14 protein-coding genes and 3 pseudogenes are annotated in these 18,934 nt (G+C 70.0%); 8 read left to right on the top strand and 9 right to left on the bottom strand.

The genetic code is table 11. The features are described 5' to 3' along the window. The first annotated feature begins 85 nt into the window (after positions 1-85). The gene (locus ACEZDE_RS02470; protein WP_380531378.1) at positions 86-2,302 is read left to right on the top strand and encodes an RICIN domain-containing protein; all 2,217 of its coding nucleotides are present in this window, start codon (positions 86-88) and stop codon (positions 2,300-2,302) included. A gap of 175 nt (positions 2,303-2,477) precedes the next feature. On the opposite strand, the gene ACEZDE_RS02465 is transcribed toward ACEZDE_RS02470, so the two are convergent. From ACEZDE_RS02465 to ACEZDE_RS02455, 3 genes and pseudogenes are all read right to left on the bottom strand, one after another. Continuing rightward, positions 2,478-4,214, bottom strand: coding sequence for a Shedu anti-phage system protein SduA domain-containing protein (locus tag ACEZDE_RS02465; RefSeq protein WP_380531376.1), 1,737 nt, complete (start codon positions 4,212-4,214; stop codon positions 2,478-2,480). Positions 4,215-4,361: 147 nt separating this feature from the next. Then, positions 4,362-5,026: pseudogene (locus ACEZDE_RS02460) on the bottom strand (aldo/keto reductase); the annotation flags it as partial. A gap of 95 nt (positions 5,027-5,121) precedes the next feature. Continuing rightward, positions 5,122-6,351 carry an MFS transporter gene (locus ACEZDE_RS02455; RefSeq protein ID WP_380531373.1) on the bottom strand — a complete coding sequence of 410 codons (1,230 nt, stop codon included), beginning with the start codon at positions 6,349-6,351 and terminating at the stop codon, positions 5,122-5,124. A 212-nt stretch (positions 6,352-6,563) separates the two neighbouring features. Between ACEZDE_RS02455 and ACEZDE_RS02450 the strand changes: the two genes are divergently transcribed. The 3 genes and pseudogenes from ACEZDE_RS02450 to ACEZDE_RS02440 form a co-directional block, all read left to right on the top strand. Next, on the top strand, positions 6,564-7,028 hold the full coding sequence (locus tag ACEZDE_RS02450; RefSeq protein WP_380531370.1) for a MarR family winged helix-turn-helix transcriptional regulator: 465 nt from the start codon (positions 6,564-6,566) through the stop codon (positions 7,026-7,028). 123 nt (positions 7,029-7,151) lie between these two features. Beyond that, entirely contained in the window at positions 7,152-7,571 is a 420-nt protein-coding gene (locus tag ACEZDE_RS02445; RefSeq protein WP_380531367.1) for a cytidine deaminase, read from the top strand. An 86-nt stretch (positions 7,572-7,657) separates the two neighbouring features. Then, positions 7,658-7,870: pseudogene (locus ACEZDE_RS02440) on the top strand (hypothetical protein); the annotation flags it as partial. A gap of 63 nt (positions 7,871-7,933) precedes the next feature. Here ACEZDE_RS02440 and ACEZDE_RS02435 read toward each other — a convergent pair. Continuing rightward, positions 7,934-8,353 (bottom strand): SRPBCC family protein, encoded by a 420-nt coding sequence (locus tag ACEZDE_RS02435; protein WP_380531365.1) that lies wholly within the window; start codon positions 8,351-8,353, stop codon positions 7,934-7,936. Beyond that, a complete protein-coding gene (locus tag ACEZDE_RS02430) occupies positions 8,346-8,663 on the bottom strand; it encodes an ArsR/SmtB family transcription factor (protein WP_380531362.1) in 318 nt (105 codons plus the stop codon). The genes ACEZDE_RS02435 and ACEZDE_RS02430 overlap by 8 nt, the downstream gene beginning before the upstream one ends. Before the next feature lie 140 nt (positions 8,664-8,803). On the opposite strand from ACEZDE_RS02430, the pseudogene ACEZDE_RS02425 reads away from it, so the two are divergent. From ACEZDE_RS02425 to ACEZDE_RS02410, 4 genes and pseudogenes are all read left to right on the top strand, one after another. Beyond that, positions 8,804-9,068 (top strand): annotated as a pseudogene (locus ACEZDE_RS02425) (hypothetical protein); the annotation flags it as partial. Next, positions 9,040-9,840, top strand: coding sequence for a hypothetical protein (locus ACEZDE_RS02420; RefSeq protein ID WP_380531359.1), 801 nt, complete (start codon positions 9,040-9,042; stop codon positions 9,838-9,840). The pseudogene ACEZDE_RS02425 and the gene ACEZDE_RS02420, both read left to right, overlap by 29 nt. A 30-nt stretch (positions 9,841-9,870) precedes the next feature. After that, the gene (locus tag ACEZDE_RS02415) at positions 9,871-10,845 is read left to right on the top strand and encodes a nitronate monooxygenase (RefSeq protein ID WP_380531356.1); all 975 of its coding nucleotides are present in this window, start codon (positions 9,871-9,873) and stop codon (positions 10,843-10,845) included. Between the two features lie 176 nt (positions 10,846-11,021). Next, on the top strand, positions 11,022-11,582 hold the full coding sequence (locus tag ACEZDE_RS02410; protein WP_380531353.1) for a hypothetical protein: 561 nt from the start codon (positions 11,022-11,024) through the stop codon (positions 11,580-11,582). 264 nt (positions 11,583-11,846) lie between these two features. Here the strand turns inward: ACEZDE_RS02410 and ACEZDE_RS02405 are convergent, their stop codons facing one another. From ACEZDE_RS02405 to ACEZDE_RS02390, 4 genes are all read right to left on the bottom strand, one after another. Then, positions 11,847-14,726, bottom strand: a complete 2,880-nt coding sequence (locus ACEZDE_RS02405) for a discoidin domain-containing protein (protein ID WP_380531351.1) — start codon at positions 14,724-14,726, stop codon at positions 11,847-11,849. A gap of 456 nt (positions 14,727-15,182) precedes the next feature. Further along, positions 15,183-15,869: a response regulator gene (locus ACEZDE_RS02400; protein WP_380531348.1), complete on the bottom strand. Its 687-nt coding sequence runs from the start codon at positions 15,867-15,869 to the stop codon at positions 15,183-15,185. Further along, positions 15,866-17,620: an ATP-binding protein gene (locus ACEZDE_RS02395; RefSeq protein ID WP_380531346.1), complete on the bottom strand. Its 1,755-nt coding sequence runs from the start codon at positions 17,618-17,620 to the stop codon at positions 15,866-15,868. Before ACEZDE_RS02395 ends, ACEZDE_RS02400 begins: the two co-directional genes overlap by 4 nt. Before the next feature lie 197 nt (positions 17,621-17,817). Further along, positions 17,818-18,924, bottom strand: coding sequence for an ABC transporter substrate-binding protein (locus ACEZDE_RS02390; protein WP_380531343.1), 1,107 nt, complete (start codon positions 18,922-18,924; stop codon positions 17,818-17,820). Between the last annotated feature and the right edge of the window lie 10 nt (positions 18,925-18,934).

Raw genomic sequence — 18,934 nt, 5'->3', positions numbered from 1 at the left:
GGCGACGTGTTCTGCACCTCATGTTTCAGAAACGCAATCCACCCCATTGCGAAAGGTCGTCATGAAACGTTCCCAGAGGTTCAGGATGGCTGCCCGCCGGGTCGCGGGACCCGGCACAGCCGTGGTCCTGCTCGCCGCGGGCCTGTCCGCCTTCGGCGCCGGTTCCGCCCAGGCCGCCGTCTCGACCTCGGCCTGGTACACCCTGGTGGCGAACAACAGCGGCAAGTGCGTCGACGCCGCAGCCGCGTCCACCGCCAACGGCACCGCGGTCCAGCAGTACACCTGCAACGGCACCACCGCGCAGGAGTGGCAGTTCCGGGCCGGCGCCGACTCCGGCTACTACGAGATCGTCAACAACAACGGCGCGCAGCCGGCCATCGACGTCAACGGCCCCTCCACCGCCAACGGCGCACTGCTCCACCTCTGGGCCAACGGCGGCTACAGCAGCCAGGAGTGGCAGCCGGTGCTGGAGAGCAGCGGGCGCTACCACTTCGTCAACCACTACAGCGGCCTCTGCCTGGACGTGCCGAGCGCCTCCACCGCCGACAGCGTCCAACTGCAGCAGTACACCTGCAACGGCACCGCCGCGCAGTCCTACACGCTCAACACGGTCGGCGGCGGTGGCGGCACGACGCCGCCGACCAACCCCGACCTCGGCCCGAACGTCAAGATCTTCGACCCGTCGATGTCGAGCTCGGCCATCCAGTCGACCGTCAACTCGATCTACAGCTCCCAGCAGTCCAACCAGTTCGGCACCAACCGCTACGCCATGCTGTTCGAGCCGGGCAGCTACAACGTGGACGTGCCGGTCGGCTTCTACACCGAGGTCGCCGGACTCGGCGCGTCCCCTGACGACGTGTCACTCACCGGCGGCGGCGTGCACGTCGACGCCGGCTGGTCCGGCGGCAACGCCACCCAGAACTTCTGGCGCGACGTGGAGAACCTGTCCGACACGCCCAGCTCGGGGACGCTGGAGTACGCCGTCTCCCAGGCCGACCCGTTCCGGCGGGTGGACGTGCACGGCAACATGATCCTCGACGACAACACCTCGGGGAACAACAGCAGCAACTGGTCCTCCGGCGGCTTCATCGGCGACTCCCGGGTCTCCGGCCAGATCAACTCCGGCACCCAGCAGCAGTTCCTGACCCAGAACACCTCGATGGGCAGCTGGGCCGGATCGAACTGGAACATGGTCTTCGTCGGCGACAACGGCGCCCCCGGCCAGTCGTTCCCGACCTACACCACGGTTGCGCAGACCCCGACCGGCCGCGAGAAGCCGTACCTGTACGTGGACTCCACCGGCCTCTACCACGTGATGGTCCCGGCCCTGCGCACCAACGCCACCGGCCCCGACTGGACCGGCGGCAGCACCGCGGGCACCTCGCTGCCGATCAGCCAGTTCTACGTGGTGAAGTCCGGCGACACCGCGGCGACCATCAACGCCGCGCTGGCCTCCGGCCTCAACCTGCTGGTCACCCCCGGCGTCTACCACCTCAGCGCACCGCTGAACATCACCCGGCCCGACACCGTGGTGCTCGGCCTGGGCCTGGCCACCCTGGTCCCGGACAACGGCGTCACCGCGATCACCACCGCCGACGTCAACGGCATCGACATCGCCGGACTGATCGTCAGCGCGGGCACCACCAACAGCTCCGCGCTGGTGCAGATCGGCCCGGCCGGCTCGTCGGCGAGCCACGCCGCCGACCCGACCGAGCTGCAGGACGTGTTCTTCCGCGTCGGCGGCGACGTGGCCGGCAAGGCCACCGCGTCGCTGGTGGTCAACAGCGCCGACACGGTCGGCAGCGACCTGTGGATCTGGCGGGCCGACCACGGCAACGGCGGCACCGTCGGTTGGAGCACCAACACGGCCGCGAACGGGCTGGTGGTCAACGGCGCCAACGTCACCATGTACGGGTTGGCGGTCGAGCACTACCAGCAGTACCAGACCCTGTGGAACGGCAACGGCGGACGGACCTACTTCTACCAGTCCGAGATGCCCTACGACGTTCCCAACAACGCGAGTTGGACCGCGGGCGGCGGGGAGAACGGCTACCCCTCCTACAAGGTCGCCAACACGGTGACCTCGCACCAGGCCTGGGGCATCGGCGTGTACTGCTACTTCAGCACCAACTCGGCGGTGGCCGCGGACCGCGCCATCGAGGTGCCGACCAGCGGCACGACGTTCCACGACATGGTGACGGTCTCGCTGGGCGGCACCGGGACCATCCACCACATCATCAACAACTCGGGCGGCCAGGTCTCCTCCAGCCCCACGGTGGCAGACCTCACCAGCGGGCCGTGACCGCGGCCGGATCTGCGGCCATGGCCGGGTCTGGGCCGTGACCGGGCCGCGATCGTGACCGGGCCGCGATCGTGACCGAGGCCCGGCGATAGCCACGGTGCCCCACCGCCCGCAGGACGGGCGATGGGGCACCGTGTTGTCCACCGCGGGGGTTGAGTCGGGGGTTGAGCCCACGTCAGTCGGCCGGGGCGGTCAGGTCGATGATCCGTTCCGCCCGGTCGATGAGCTGGTCGTAGGTGATCACGTCGATACGGTTCAACTGGCTGCTGTAGTTCCACAGCACCCTGGCCGTCTCGTTCGCGGTGAGGCCCCCGGCGGTGTGCGCGCTGTGCCCTATCACCACGGTCATCGAGGCCCTGCGGCAGTCGATCCCGAGTTCGGCCAGGATGGTGTGGCGCTGCTCGTCCAGGCCGACCAGGTAGTTGATCACCTGGCCGACCGCTCGGTGCACGCTGTTGCCCGGGATCAGGTGGTTCCGCTGCCCGGTCAATAGGTTCTTGACGTCGGCCTGCTTGAGCTCCACCCCGTGCAGGGTTCCCTCGGGCCGCAGCAGGGCCAGGTCGAGCCGGTCCAGCACAGTGAGAGCCCGGCGGGCGGCCGAGCCGAGGAACTCCCCACCGAACACCCAGGTCATCCCCTCCAGGATGCTCTGGAGCTCTGCCTCCTTCGTTCCGGGGGTCTCGGCCGCGGCCCTGAGCCGGTCCAGGTCCTGCCTACGCCGGGTGTGCTCCAGCGCGGTGGCCAGAATTCGGGCGCGGTCGAGTCCCAGGGCACGGGTCGGGTCGCTTCTGAGCAGGTCCAGGAGTTCGTCAACAGCCGCCTGCGCGGGGGCTTCCGGCCCTCCTGATCCATCGTGCCCTCTCGCCGACGCGGCCGCTTCGCTGCTGGTCACCTGCAGGCCGACGGTGCTGCGGGGCGCTCCGCGGAAGGGGTCCGATCCAGCGGTGAAGGGACGCGGGCCGCTGAGCTGGCGCAGCCGGAAGACCGGGACGTTGGTGTTCCAGACGATGGGGCTGGCGAGGAACCGTCCAGCCTCCCGTGTCCCGGTCGGCACCAGGCGTTCGACCGGCCGCTCACGGTCGACGGCGAACTCACCGAGGTAGAGGCTCTGGTCGCTGCGGGTCTGGAAGACCCGCAGCGGGATGCCGCGCTTGAGGTGGGAGAGGACCCCGTGGTTCTCGGTGGACAGCCAGTCATGGTCCTGCCGGTGCCCCGGGGCCAGCAGCACGTCACCGTCCCACCGCGGTGCGAGGTCCGGGGTCGGCTGGTCCGGGGCGAGAAAGAGAAAGGTGTTGGGTGTGAGTGCGCTGGAGGTGGCCGACGCCCTCCTGTTGCCGCCGTAGCTGTCATGGACGTCGCCGCGCGGGACGATCGTCCCCGGTTCGATGTTCCAGGAGGCGGGCCACGGTGCAGTCGGGGGACGGTCCGCCACCAGGTCGGCCAGGCGCTGCCAGTGAGCCTCGGGCATCGGCAGGCTGACGAGGGTCCGCAACCGCGCGTCCTCGCTGCGCGCCCCGCGTGCTCGTTTCACCACGATGCCGAGCCCGGCCCCGGCGAGGTCGTCCGGCAGGACAGGGGCGCCAAGGCACAACCGGTCGAAGGAGAGTCCGACCTTCACCTTCTCCGGCACGTCCGGTTCCGGTGGGGCCTCTTCTTCTGACGGCGCCTCATCCGCAGCAGCCTCAGTCCGGCGGCCACTGAGTTGTTGCACCATCCGTCCGAGCCTCCTGCGGTCGTCCTTGAACGGTGCGGTGCCCACGACGGTTCCCAGGGCGACGACCCCACCACCACGGCCGCCGCGCCAGAGCACGACTCGGTCGCCCTCCAGCGCGTCCGCCGGCGCCAGAGCCCTGTGCTGCGGATCCCAGTTGTCGACCTTCTTGTAGCCGCTCCCGGTCTTGTCCTGGGTCACGCAGAGCCACTGCCGCACTGATCGTCCCTCCGTCTGCCTCGGTCGCTCGCGCGTCCGCAGGGGCCGGGGTTCATCATGAGCCGCGGCACTGACAAGAATGCTCTGTCGGTCGGAGGTTGTCGGTCGTCAGTTGTCAGCTGTCGGCCGTCAGTTGAGGGTGTCGGGGTCCGGGCCGGTGCGCAGGCCGCGGTCCAGGGCGGCGAGGGCCTCGATCTCGTTCGGGTCGAGCTCGAAACCGAAGACGTCGAGGTTCTCGCGGATCCGGGCCTCGGTGACCGACTTGGGGATGACCACGTTGCCGGTCTGCAGGTGCCAGCGCAGGACCACCTGGGCCGGGCTCCTGCCGTGCCTCGCGGCGATCGAGACGACCGCGGCGTCGCCGAGGACCGCACCCTGGGCGAGCGGGCTCCAGGCCTCGGTGGCGATGCCGTGCCGGGCGTGGAATGCGCGCAACTCCCGCTGCTGGAGCCCGGGGTGGAGTTCGACCTGATTGACGGCCGGGACCACCGAGGCGCTGTCGAGCAGCCGCTCCAGGTGCGCGGGCTGGAAGTTGGAGACTCCGATGGCCCGGGTGCGCCCGTCGGCGAGGAGCTTCTCGAAGGCACGCCAGGTGTCGCGGTAGCGGTCCCTGGCGGGGGTCGGCGGATCAGGTAGAGGTCGACGTGGTCGAGCCCCAGCTTGTCCAGTGAGGCGTCGAACGCGGTGAGGGTTGTGTCGTAGCCCTGATCGGGGTTCCAGAGCTTTGTGGTGACGAACAGTTCGTCGCGAGCGAGGCCGGAGTCGGCGAGGGCCCGGCCCAACGTTCTGTCGTTCCTTCTCGGTTGCAGGTTGCAGGTTGCAGGTTGCTGGTTGCTGATTGCGGGTCTTGGCGGGTTGCGGTCGTGCCGGTCGGGGATGGTGCCGCCGCTCAGCGGTGAGCCGGTACGGCCTGTCCGGAGCGAGCCGTGGTCTCGGCGGAGCCGACGGCGGGTGAGGTGGGGGAGTGACGCTCGGGGTGGCGGCGTTCGAGCGAACGGGAGACCACGGCGAGGACCAGGGCGGAGCCGGCCAGCGCCGCACCGACCCAGTTGGGCGAGCTGTAGCCGAACCCGGCGGCGATGACCGCGCCGCCGAGCCACGCGGAGAGCGCGTTGCCGAGGTTGAAGGCGCCGATATTGACCGCGGACGCCAGCGTCGGGGCGCCGTGCGCGAAGTCCAGCACCCGTTTCTGCAGCGGCGGCACCGTGGCGAAGCCCAGTGCGCCGATCAGGAAGACGGCGACGGCTGCTGCGGCCTTGTTGTGCGCTCCCACCGTGAACAGGGCGAGGACCAGCGCCAGGCCCCCGAGCGCGGTGAGCAGCATCGGCATCAGCCTGCGGTCGGCGAACCTCCCGCCGACCAGGTTGCCGCCGACCATGCCGAGCCCGAACAGCACCAGCAGCCAGGTGACGGAGGAGTCCGCGTAACCGGCGACCTCGGTCATCATCGGCGCGATGTAGGTGACGGCGGCGAAGACCCCGCCGAAGCCGAGCACCGTCATCGCCATGGCCAGCAGCACCTGGACGTTCCTGAACGCGACCAGCTCGTGCCGCAGCCGGACCCCTTCGGGTTTGGGCAGGTCGGGGACCAGCCTGGCGATGCCGACCAAGCCGACCACGCCGAGCGCGGCGACCAGGAAGAAGGTGGTGCGCCAGCCGGCGCTCTGCCCGACCAGGGTGCCCAGCGGCACGCCCACGACGTTGGCGACGGTCAGGCCGGTGAACATCAGCGCGATCGCCCCGGCCTTCCGGTCCGGAGCGACCAGTTCGGCGGCGACGACCGCGCCGATGCCGAAGAACGCGCCGTGGGCGAGCGAGGCGACCACGCGGCCGATCAGCATCACCGCGAAGACCGGGGCGACCGCCGAGATCAGATTGCCGACGACGAACAGGGCCATCAGCAGCATCAGCATGTTCTTGCGGGGGATTCTGGTGCCCAGCAGGGTCATCAGCGGTGCGCCGAGGACGACCCCGAGGGCGTACCCGGTGACCAGGAACCCGGCGGTCGGCACCGAGACGCCGAAGCTGGCGGCGACATCGGGCAGGAGGCCCATGATGACGAACTCGGTGGTGCCGATGCCGAAGGCCCCGATGGCGAGGGCCAGGAGCGCGAGAGGCATGGAAGTACCCTTCCGGATGATGTTGCGGTAGCGCCTTACAAGCTACGACAATAATTGCAGACGCGGTATAATTGCAAACGCGGTATAGTTGCGTATGCCGACACACGCCGGGCTGCACGAGCCGCACCCCGCACCCCGCACCCCGCACTCGCCCGCCTGGCCGGCCTGGTCGTGGAGCCACCCCCGGCCCCGTACGGAAGGACGCGCCGCAGATGACCGCCACCGACCCCGCACTCACCGCACTGGCTCAGGGCTGGTCGGCGCTCTCCCTGCTGCACGGAAGGATCGAGACGCACTTGGAACGCGCCCTGCAGTCCGGGCACGGCCTGAGCGTGCGTGAGTACTCACTCCTCGACGTCCTCAGCCGCCAGCACGACGGAGAGGGCGGCCACCTCCAGATGAAGCAGGTGGCCGACGCCGTCGTGCTCAGCCAGAGCGCCACCACCCGCCTGGTCACCCGCCTGGAGGACCGCGGCCTGCTGGCCCGCTACCTCTGCCCCACCGACCGTCGCGGCATCTACACCGACGTGTCCGCCACCGGCCTCGCGCTACTGAAGCAGGCCCGCCCCACCAACAACCGCGCCCTGCGCGAAGCCCTGGACAGCGCCATGGCGGAACCCGACCTCGCCCCGCTCGCCCAGGCCGTCACCCACCTGACCGCCCCGACGGCGATCTGAATCCCGGCGCGTACGCATGTGCGTGCGCGCATGCGTGAGTCTGCGCATGCGCGCGGCTAATTTCACTTGCGTGACATCGCCACTCGGGCCAACGTCGTCCGACACCGGACGAAGGCAGAGGACATGACCACGCAGACCCAGCACGTCGACCACGAACTCGTCGAGGCCGCGGCTCACGTCGCGCGCACTCGCTGCCGGGGCGACAACCACACCATGGCGGCCGCGGCCCGTGCCCGGGACGGCCGGATCGTCACCGCGGTGAACGCTTACCACTTCACCGGGGGCCCCTGCGCCGAGCTGGTCCTCATCGGCACGGCAGCCGCCCAGGGCGTCTATGAACTGGACACCATCGTCGCCGTGGGCGACCGCGACCGGGGCGTCGTCCCACCGTGCGGCCGATGCCGTCAGGCCCTTCTCGACTACTTCCCGACCCTCAAGGTCATCGTCGGCGCAGACGACCGGCTCCGAACCCTCCCCATCACCGACCTGCTCCCCGAAGGCTATGTCTGGGCCGACTACCAACTCGACGCCGAGCAGACCTGATGCTGCGTCAAGCACCCTTGCCCTGCCCAGGGGCAGACGCCCGGAGTCGCCGTGCTCATGTCTTCGACCTCTACTGTGAACGCCAGCTGCAGGGCGGCCTCGCGCATACGCCCGAGTCGTTGCGCTGGATCTTCTCCGACCTGGCGGAAGTCGGCCTGCGTCGCATGCGGGAGGAGCCGCCCCAATCCGCCCTCTTCGGCGCGCCCTTCCTGTGGACCGCACTGTTCCGCCGTGTTGCGGCAGCAGAAGCCGCCGGACGTGCGGGCGCATCGGGCGGTCCCGGCGACGATCCGGCGTAGGTGGCTGCCGTTGCTAGACCGCACCCGCGGGGACGGTGGCTTCCGGCCCGAAGCGGGTCCACTTCAGGTGGTGGCGGAATCGGTGAGGGCCGCGTCGATGCGGTTGAGGACGTGGGGCCAGCCCTCGCTCATGCCGTGGTAGGCGTGCTTGCCCAGCGGGGAGTCGAGGTCGAAGCCTGCGTGGTCGAGCAGCAGGCGAGTTCCCGGGCCCTCCGGTTCCAGCCGCCAGGTGATCGTGGTGTCCAGGGAGCCTTCCGCGAACCGGTAGGCGAGCAGGCGCTCGGGCACGACTGCGGTCACCTCGCAGGGCTGGACGCCCCAATCGCCCATGTCGAGGGTGAAGCAGTGGCCGACGATCGGCTTGATATCGCCGGGAACCCACCACCGGGCCTGGAGTTCGGGGTCGGTCAGCGCGTTCCAGACCCTGGCGGGCGGGTGTGCCAGGTACTGCTCGCAGTGGATCGTGGTGGGGTCGTCAGTCATCGGTGTTCTCCTCGTTCAGTACGTCGGCCAGGGTTTGCAGTCGCTGCTTCCAGTAGTGCTCAAACGGGTGCAGCCACTCGCCGACCTCGGCGAGCCCGCCCGGTTCCAGGTGGTAGAACCGCTGCCGACCGCGGGGCTCCTCGCGCACCAGACCGGCGGCCCGCAGCACTGCCAGGTGTTCGGAGACCGCTGGACGCCCCAGGTCGAAGAGGCTGGCCAGATCGCCGGTGGCCCGTGGGCCCTCGCGTAGACGTTCGAGCAGCTTGCGGCGCACTGGATTGGCCAGCACGCCGAACACATCGGTCGGCATGTCGCCACCATACGTCGGAGAATTCCGACGCGTCAACTATTTCCGACGGGTCTAGAGGGCTTGCCCCGGTGTTCCTCCGGGCTTGCTCCTGCTGACGCGCGGCAAGGCGGAGCCCCCGGTCTTGGGCTAGGGTGCGGCGGGTGACCGGTGCTGCGCGACGTCCGCTGCTCTTCCTCGACATGGACGGGCCGCTGATCCCGTTCGGTGCGACGCCCCGTCAACTGCCGGGCGGCTATCCGACGTATCCAGCGGATTCCGGGCTGCGCGAGGCCGAAGGCGAAGCCGCTGCTGGCGAGGCTCGACCCCGCGCTCGGACCGCGATTGGTGGCGCTGGGGTGCGAGTTGGTGTGGGCCACGACCTGGATGCAGGAGGCGAATGAATGTGTCGGCCCGCGGATCGGTGTCCACTGCCGCCGCCCAGCAGCTGATAGCCGGGCGGGTGTCGTTGTCGGACGTGATGTCTGCGCTGGCGCTGGCTCGGCCGGTGTTCCATTCGGAGGCAGATCTGCAGCACGGCTTCGCGCGGGCGCTGTGGGGGTTGGACCGCAGCGTGGAGTGCCGCTTGGAGGTGCGGCAGACCGGGTCGGACCGGATCGAGCACGTGGACCTGCTGTGCATCGGTCCGCTGAGCCGAACTGCCGTGGAGTTCAAGTACTTCACGCGTGCCTGGAGCGGCACGGTGGGTACCGGCCCGAGGAGCGAGCAGTACGCGCTGAAGTCGCACGCGGCCAATGATCTGGCCCGGCGGAACTTCGTGTTCGACGTGGAGCGGTTGGAGCGGTTCTGCGACCGGGCGGACCAGAACGGCCTCGCCCTCATGGTCACCAATGACGCTTCCCTGTGGAGCGAGCCGAAGGCGTCGGCAAAGCGGACTCGGGACCATGAGTTCCGGCTTCACCAGGGTCGTATGCTGACCGGCACACTCCAGTGGGCTGGCGGTGCGTACAAGGAGAACACCCGCGTCCTGCGCGGCGACTACCGTCTGGACTGGCGGCCGTACACACGGCAGCCGGGCGTCGGGGGAGAGTTCCAGTACCTGGGTCTGTTCGTCGTCGGAGCGGGCGGTGTTGCCGCTGCGGAACCGACCGGGCCGAACACGTCCGTACCGACGCCGACGCTACAACCGACGTCGCCACCCTCGGCGGCGCTGCCGCCAGCCCCGACACCGCTGGCCTGACGGGGCGTCTCTGCGGCGCTGACAGGTGTGATGATGGCGGCCATGGCGTTCTCAACCGCGTTCACGAGACTGTTCGGCGTGCGGTACCCGATCGCGTTGGCGCCCATGGGCGGGTCCGCCGGTGGTGCGTTGGCTGCCGCGGTCTCCCGTGGAGGCGGGCTCGGGCTGCTGGGTGCCGGGAACGGCGATCCGGACTGGCTGGCCCGCGAGGTGCCCCTCGTCGCGTCGGGCACGGACGCGCCCTGGGGCATCGGCTTTCTGACCTGGGCGATCGACGTCGGCACGGTCGAACGGGCGCTGGAGTACCGCCCCCGAGCGGTGATGCTGTCCTTTGGCGACCCGAGCCCGTTCGTCGAACCCGTCCGCCGGGCCGGGGCGGCGCTAATCCTCCAGGTCACCGACCTGGAGGAGGCCAGGCGAGCGGTGGATCTGGGCGCTGACGTGATCGTGGCGCAGGGCACCGAGGCCGGCGGGCACGGTGCCCGGCACGGACGGTCCACGCTGCCCTTCGTGCCGTTGGTGGTTGATCTGGCGGCGCCCGTCCCGGTACTGGCGGCGGGCGGGATCGCCGACGGCCGCGGCTTGGCGGCGGCGCTGGCTCTGGGAGCCGCGGGAGCGGTCATCGGCACCCGCTTCCAGGCGACGGCCGAGGCCCTGGTGCACCCGTCGATCGCGAAAGCGATTGTCGAGGGGTGCGGGCAGGACACCGAACGCAACCGCGTGCTCGACATCGCCCGTGGCTCGCACTGGCCGTCCCGGTACACCGCCCGTACGCTCGGCCACCCCTATCTCGAACGATGGCGAGGCAGGGAGACCGAACTCGCCGCGGACGAGCAGGCGCGTCAGCAGTACCAGGACGATGTAGCTCGGGAGGCGGTGCCTCCGCTGCCGGTCTGGGCGGGGGAGGGGGTGGACCTCATCACCGACGTGCCGCCGGCGGCGGATCTGGTCGCCGCGCTGGCCGACCAGGCCGAGGCCGCCCTGACCCGAGCAGGAAGGAACTGACGGCGGAAAGGGGGTGGTTGTCCGGCTGGGGCGGTGGCCTTGGAGTCCGCGAACCAGGATCTCGTGGGGCCGACGGCGTCCCGCCTTTTCTGGTATCGGAAGGCGGGCAGAGCCGGTCGGGGGTGGCTGGAAAATCAGAGTTGAACATGTTCAAAAAGTCGGCCATGATGGCGCACATGACCGAAGGGGAGCGGCTTCGCCGTGCGAGGGTGTGGATCGTGCTGTTCATGGTCGGCCTGGTGCTTGCCGGGATCACGGCCTTTCCGCTGGTGACCGAGTCGGGTTGGCTGGTGTGGTGGGCGACGGACCGGGGGTCGCCGCTGGCCGGGCCACACGGGCACCTGCTGCCGTCGAGCGCTGTCGCCTGGGTGCTGCGGGTGCACCAGGGGCTGCAGGAGACGTCACACGCGTATCCGTTCCTGGCCTACGGCACCGACTGGCTTGCCTTCGCGCATCTGACGATCGCCGTTGCGTTCGTCGGACCGCTGCGTGACCCGGTCCGCAACGTCTGGGTGGTCGACTTCGGGTTGATCGCCTGCGCTGGGATCATCCCGCTCGCCCTGGTCTGTGGGCCGCTGCGCGGCCTGCCGCTCTGGTGGCTGCCGGTCGACATGTCCTTTGGCGTCCTTGGTGCGGTCCCGCTGGTGCTGGCGCGGCGTCACATCAAGGCCGTGGAAAGCGCATCCGGGAGCTGGCGGGCCGCCCGAAGCCGACCCGAGCTGAACCGATCTACCTGAGTCGGCCGGGAGCGGCGGAAGCTGACGAAGGTTGACGGGAATAGTAGGAAATGATCGAAGCTGACCGAAACCCGCAGTCGGCGGGGAGCTGACCGAGGCCCCCTGTTGCCAGGGGGCCTCGGGATTGCAGCGGCATCCGGCGGGAGCCAGCTAAAGCCAGGAGCCAGCTCAAGCACAGCGGAATCCCACCCGGATCACACCGGCTTCAGCAGCCGGGCCTTAGCAGCCGGGCTTCAGCGGCCGGGTCTCAGCCCGGACCATACGTCACGGGTAGCTGACCACATCCGACGGTGTGGTGTTGGACGGAGTCGCGCCTCCCGTCTGGTTGATGACGTGCTGGATCACGCCGACCCCGCCCAGGGACACGGTGAGCAGGTCGTGGAAGTTGACCCCGGCCGTGTTCGGGGCCTCGAAGGCGTGGTCCGAGACCACCGCCGGATTGACGTTGAAGTAGCAGTAGCTGCCCAGCCCGTAGGCCTGGTGCGTGGTGACGTTGGGCGACACCACGTACGCTGCGTAGCCGTTGTTGGTCCCGTTCATCCAGGCTGCCTGGTTCGGCGGGTCGTAGGGCATCTCGTTCTGCAGGAAGATGGTCTCGCCGCCCTGGCCGTTCCAGACCACCTCGTTCTTCTGGTAGTGCTCCACGAACAGACCGGTCGCCAGTACGTTGTTGCCGTTGACGATCAGTCCGGTGTCGGCGGTGTTGACGGTCCAGCCGACCGTTCCGCCGTTGCCGTGGTCCGCGCGCCAGGCCCAGATGTCGTTCACCAGGGTGTTGTTGGCGTTGACCACCAGGCTGTCGGTCGCCTTGCCCGCGATGTCGCCGCCGATCCGGAAGAACACGTCCTGGATCGAGGTCGGGTTGCCGGCGTGGCTGGTGGTCGAGCCCTGGGTGCCGACGGTCAGCAGCGCCTGGGAGTTGGTGGTGCCGGCGTCGAACAGCACGCCGCTGATCCGGACCCCGTCCACGTCGGCGACCTGCATGGTGTTGACGCCGCCGGTCGGGATCAGGGTCGGGAACCCGGTGCCGAGCACCACGGTGTTGGGGTTGTTGACGTTGAGCGTCTGGTCGATGGTGTAGACGCCGGGGGTGAAGAACAGGCTGCAGCCCTGCGCCAGCGCCGCGTTCATCTGCGCCGCGGTGTTGGACGGGGTGGCCACGAAGAACTGGCTCATCGGCAGCGAAGTGCCGGGAGTCGGCCCGTTCGCCCAGCTCGGGCCGGAGGCGTTGGTCCGCAGCGACGGCAGGAACACCCGGTAGGCGCCGGACGAGTCGACGTACAGGTACGGCACGTCACGCGAGGTCGGCGTGGTGGCCAGGGTGGTCATCGGCGGGTTCGGGAAGCTCTGCGCGGGTGCGCCGGTCACGCCGGAGAACACCATGTTCCACACCGAGCCGCTCCAGCTGCCGAAGCTGCTGTCCTGCGAGTACCACTGCTGCTGCGACACACTGGAGGCCTGCCCGCTGATCTTGGAGTCGGCGATGTAGCCGCCGCTCGCGTAGCCGTAGCTGGCCGGGTACATCTGCAGCCCGCCGTGGATGTCCATCCGGCGGAACGGACCGGCCTGGGCGACCGCCCAGCGGGTGTTCCCGGCCGACGGGTTGACGGCCATGTTCTCCGCCGAGCGCCAGAAGTTCTGGGTGGCGTTCCCGGTGCCGTCGAACGCGTCCACGGTGACGTCGCCGTTGATGGTGACGTCGTCGGGGTTCTGCCCCAGCCCCTGGATCGAGGTGTAGTAGCCGATGTTCGCGGTGTTGCTGTAGGTGCCCGGCTTGAACAGCAGGGCGTAGCGCTGGGTGCCGAACTGGTTCAGCTTCTGGGTGTTGAAGACCGAGTCCAGGGTGGCCTGGATGGAGGCGCTCGACATGCTCGGGTCGAAGATGTCGACGTTGGGCCCGAAGTTGGGCGTGGCCGGCTGGGTGCAGCCGGTGGCCACGGTGGTGACCGTCCAGCCGAACGCGGCGGAACCGGTGGCGCTGGTGCCGTCGGTGGCGGTCACCGTCGGGTTGAAGCTGCCGGCCGTGCTCGGGGTACCCGAGATCAGGCCGGTCGAGGCGTTGATGGACAGCCCGGTCGGCAGCCCGGTCGCGCTGTAGCTCAGGGTCTGGCCCGACGCCGAGTCAGAGGCGTGGATCTGCAGGCTGACCGCGGTGCCCACGGTGGTGGACTGGGCCCCGGGGCTGGTGACCGTGACGGTGTTGCCGCCGGTGGCCGTCCCGGTGAAGACCTGGAACTCCCACAGCGAGTAGCCGTAGCCGGTGCCGCGGGCCGTGCCGTACATCCGGATGTAGCGACCGCTGCCGGAGACGTTCAGGGTCTGCACGCCGCCGGTGCCGGTGGTCGTGGTGTAGATCGGGGTCCAGGTCGCGTTGTCGTTGGAGGTCTGGATCTGGAAGGCCTTGCCGTAGGCGGCCTCCCAGTTCAGCCCGACCTGGCAGATCGACTGGGTGGAGCCGAGGTCCACCTCCAGCCACTGCGGGTCGCTGAACGCGCTGGACCAGCGGGTGCCGGTGTTGCCGTCGGTGGCGTCGGCGGCCGGAGTCCCGGCGCCCTCGACCGAGGAGGCGGTGGTCGGCTGCCCCAGCGCGGCATTCGCGGTCCCGCAGCCGCCGCCGCTGCCGGCGATCGTGCCGTAGACCTGGAACTCCCACAGCGAGTAGCCGTAGCCGGTGTTGCGGGCCGTCCCGTACATCCGGACGTAGCGGCCGGTGCCGGAGACGGCCAGCGTCTCGATGCCGCCGGGCCCGGTGGTGGTGCTGTAGATCGGGGTCCAGTTGACGTTGTCGGTGGAGGTCTGGATCTGGTACGCCTTGCCCGAGGCGGTCTCCCAGTTCAGTACGACCTTGTCGATGGACGCGGACGCGCCGAGGTCGACCTCGATCCACTGCGGGTCGCTGAACGCGCTGGACCAGCGGGTGCCGGTGTTGCCGTCGGTCGCGTTCGACGCCGGAGTACCGGCGTTCTCGGTGGAGGAGGCGGTGGTCGTCTTGCCCTGCGAGAGCAGGGTGTCGGCGGCACGGGCGGACGGCGCGGCGATGGTGCAGAGCGCCAGACTCAGCGCGACCAGGAAGAATAACGCGGCGTGAGCCGGGCGGATCAGAGCACCCCGGTGGAGCGTTCCACCGGAGGAGTGGGCCTGCATGGCGACTCCAGCTTGGTCGTGGGTGGGTTGGTGGCAGGACGTGCGACGTGCGGGACGTGAGGGTTGCGCTGGACGTGCGGGACGTGGTGGGTCGGGGAGGCTTCGCGAAGCGAAACAGCGGCGCGGAGGACAGGCCCTCGGCGCGCTCGTCCGGCGTGCGGGGAGCGGTCCGGCGTGACGGGGGATCGGCCCGGCGTGCGGGGGAGCCCGTACCGCGACCGCGAGCGGTTGCGACCACGAACGTCAGCAGTGGTGCAGCGGGAGCCCGGCAGGGGCGGCGGGCTGCGCGCGGCGGGGCGTGAACGGGCCATGAAGGCTCCTTCTCGACATGCGGAGATCTGAATTCCCGACCCAGAGAGCGCTCTCCCTCATGAGGTATAGGGGTGCCCCACAGCGATGTCAACGAGTCCGCGTACCGGAACCGGCCGAGGGGTCAACGGGTGACCCCCGCGGCCGTCAGACCGCCCCGCGGTAGCGGTGCTCCGGGCGTCCGGCCGTGCCGTAGCGCAGCTCCAGGCGGGCGCGGCCCTCCCGGACCAGATAGGACAGGTACCGCTGCGCGGTCGGGCGGGAGATCCCGGTCGCCTCGGCGACCTCCGCCGCCGACAGGTCGCGCGTCCGCACCGCCTCGCTGACCAGCGCCAGGGTGGGGGCGGACAGCCCCTTCGCGGGCGGCAGCTGCGGAACCGGCGTGGGACGGGCGACGCTGAACAGCGCGTCGACCTGGGCCTGGTCGGCCTCCGCGGCCGGACCCAGTGAGTGGATCCGGCTGTGCAGCTCCCGGAAGGCGGTCAGCCGCTCGCTGAACTCGGCGAAGCCGAACGGCTTGACCAGGTATCCCACCGCTCCGAGCTTCATCGCCGCCCGCACCGTGGCCAGGTCCCGGGCTCCGGTGATCACGACGGCGTCGGGCCGGGCGCCCCCGGACTCGCCGGTCAGCCGGTGCAGCACGTCGAGCCCGCTGCCGTCGGGCAGGTGGATGTCCAACAGCAGGAGATCCGGCTGCAGTTCGCGGGCCGCCTGGACGGCCGTCTCGACCGTGGACGCCTGGCCGACCACCTCGAAGCCCTCGATGCGTGCCACGTAGCGCGCGTGGATGCCGCTGACCCGGAAGTCGTCGTCCACCACCACGACCCCGATCACCAGCGATCGCCCCCGGAGGCCGCGAGCTCGAACGGATTCGCGTGGGCGGTCCGCGCGGCGGGGTCCGGGACGGAACCCGACAGCGGAAGCACGACCGTGAACACGGCCCCGGCTGCGGCCCCGGTCTCAGCCCCGGTCCCAGCCTCGGCTTCGGCCCCGTTACTCACCGTGATGGTCCCGCCGTGGTGCTGGACCAGCCGCTTGACCAGGGCCAGTCCGAGCCCGCGTCGTGCCGTGCCCCGGTCCGGACGGGTGGACCATCCGTCCTCAAAGATCACCTCGGCGTTCTCCGGCGCCACCCCGGGACCCGAGTCCGCGACCCGTACCGTGATGGCGGACGGCGTCTCCAGCAGCGAGAGGCACACCCGCGCACTGCCCGCCATCGCGCCGCCCGCCATCGCGCCGCCCGCCGTCGCGGCTGCCCCGGACACCGCCGCGTCCACCGCGTTGTCCAGCAGGTTGCCGACGATGGTGAGCAGTCCGCGCAGGTGGGGCGGTTCCTCGCCAAGCTGGGACTCCTCGCTGAGGGTGATCCCCACCCCGCGCTCGGCGGCGACGGTGGACTTCGCCACGATCAGTCCGACCATCATCGGGTTCCCCACCCGCTGCCGCACCGACTCGGTCAGCGCGGCCTCGGCTCCGGCCGACTCCATCACGTACTCGAAGGCCGCGTCGTGCTCCCCCAGGTCCAGCAGCCCGGCCAGGATGTGCATGCGGTTGGTGAACTCGTGCTGCTGGGCCCGCAGGGCGTCGGTGAGCCCGCGCACCGAGTCCAGCTCGCGCAGCAGTCCGACCATCTCGGTCCGGTCGCGCACGGTCACCACGGCCCCGAGTTCACGGCCGCGCAGCCCGACCGGCATCCGGTTGACGACCAGGCAGTACCGGTCGGTGAGCACGGTGAGGTCGGTGCCGGGGAGGGTGCCGTCCAGGACGTCACGCAGCCGCCCCTCCGGGAGGACGTCCTTCGGCTTCAGGCCCAGCGCCGCGTCGATCCCCAGCAGCCGCCTGGCCTCGTCGTTGACCACGGTGATGTTGCCGCGCGGGTCGAAGGCGATCACGCCTTCCCTGATCCCGTGCAGCATCGCCTCCCGGTCCTGCAGCAGCCCGGCGATCTCCTCCAGCTCCAGGCCGAAGGTGGACCGCTTCAGCCGCCTGGCCAGTGCGTAGGAGGCGGCGCAGCCGACCGCGAGGGCGATGCCCGCGTACAGGGCGAAGGTGGGCAGCTCCCGCCAGAGCTGGCCGATGACGTTGTTCTCCGGGATACCGACCGAGACCTCGCCGATGATCGCGCCCGAGGGGCCGCGCAGCGGTGCCTTGCCGTTGGCCGAACGCCCGGTGGCGCCCTGGTCGATGCCCACGTGTCCCAGCCCGTCGAGCACGACGATCGGTTCGGCGACCCGCTTTCCGATGAGTCCGGCGACCGGATGGGAGTGCCTGACGCCGCGCAGATCGATCACTACGACATAGGACGCCTTCGAGGCGGCGGTGATCCGCTCGGCGGCCGTCTGCACCAGGGAGCCTTCGGCCGGGTCCGCCATGCCCGCGCGGATCTGCGGGTCCCAGGCGGCCACCTCGGCTATGGACAGCGCCCGCTGCTCGTACTCACGGTCGAGCTGGGCCCGCTGCGCCCAGGCGAACAGGACGAAGCCGATCACGCTGGTCACTGCCAGGATCGCGACCTGGCTGGCCAGGATCCGGGTGGACAGCCTCCGTCCCTGGCCCTGGCCTCGTCGTGGTCTCCGTCGGAACATCGTCTCTCATCGTTCGGCTCCCGAGCCGGCACCCTTGCCGACGCTCGTGGAGCGATTGTTACCGGTCAGGGATGATTTGCCTAGCCCGGTCGCCGGCCCCCGGGCGAACCCGGGGACCGGCGGACGGGGCGCGGACGGGCACCGACAGCGGCGAGCGGGACGGGGCGAGGAGCGCGGGCCGCGCCGGGCCGGGGGCCTCAGCCGCCGCTGATGGTGAAGCCCTCCGCCTTGTTCGCCGCGATGACGTAGCTGTTGGTGTAGGTGTCGCTCACCTTCACCTTGCTGACGTCGACCCCGGAGAGCTTGGCGGTGGTCTCGACGGTCGCCGGGCCGTTGGCGGGCATCATCCCGTCCGGCAGGAACTGCCCCTTGTCCTGGGCCAGCGCTGCGACGTAGACGGCCTTGGTGATCAGACCGTTGTTGGTGTACGACGCGGGCAGCGCGTCGGCGATCTGCTCGGCGGTGTGGGTGTTGATCCAGTGCATCGTCGCGACCAGCGCGTCGACCACCTTTTGCGCGGTGTCCTGGTGCGAGGTGACCCAGCTGTTCAGGGCGAGCACACCGGCGGCGGGCCAGGTGCCGCCGAGCCACTGGGTCGCGCCCGAGGTGCTGGAGAGGTCGAGCACCGAGGTCCCGGCCCCGGCCTTCTCGACGGCGCTGACCGTGGGCTGGGTGGTGATGGCGCAGTCCACCGTGTTCTTCTGCAGCGCGGCGAGCAGCGTGGACCCCTCGCCCACACCCAGCCGGTGGAACTGGCTGGAGCTCAGGTTGTAGTGCGCGGCCAGCTGCTGGACCAGGTCGTCGGTGCCGGAGCCGAGGTCGGTGACACCGATGGTCTTCCCCTTGAAGTCGGCGGGAGTGGTGACGCCCGAGTGCTTGGAGCACATCACCCGCTCGCCGGGAGCGCCGCTGAGCTGGGCCAGGTTGATCACGTCCTTGCCCTTGGCCTGGAAGTCGAAGGTGTGGATGTACCAGGCGCCGGCCATGTCGACCTGGCCGGAGGCCATCGCGGTCTCGGCGCCGACGCCGCCCGCCGTCTCGGTGCTGAGCTGCATGTTCACGCCGTACTTCTTGTAGTAGCCGAGCTGCTGGGCCAGCTCGTACGGCAGGTAGATCTGCTTGTCGATGCCGCCGACCATCATGGTGACCTTCGGCAGGCTGCCGCCGCCACTGCCTCCGGCGGCGCTGCCGGTGCTGCCGCTGCTGCTGGAGGAGCCGCAGGCGGTCAGCCCGAGGACGGCGAGCAGACCGCCCGTCATCGCCAGCGCGACGGTACGACGGGATCTCCTGGCGTTGCTGAACATGGCTGTACTC

The organism is Streptacidiphilus cavernicola (genome assembly GCF_042510955.1).
GTDB classification, from domain to species: Bacteria; Actinomycetota; Actinomycetes; order Streptomycetales; family Streptomycetaceae; genus Streptacidiphilus; species Streptacidiphilus cavernicola.
Note: the sequence above shows the minus strand (reverse complement) of the source record. Positions and strands in the feature narration are given on the sequence as shown.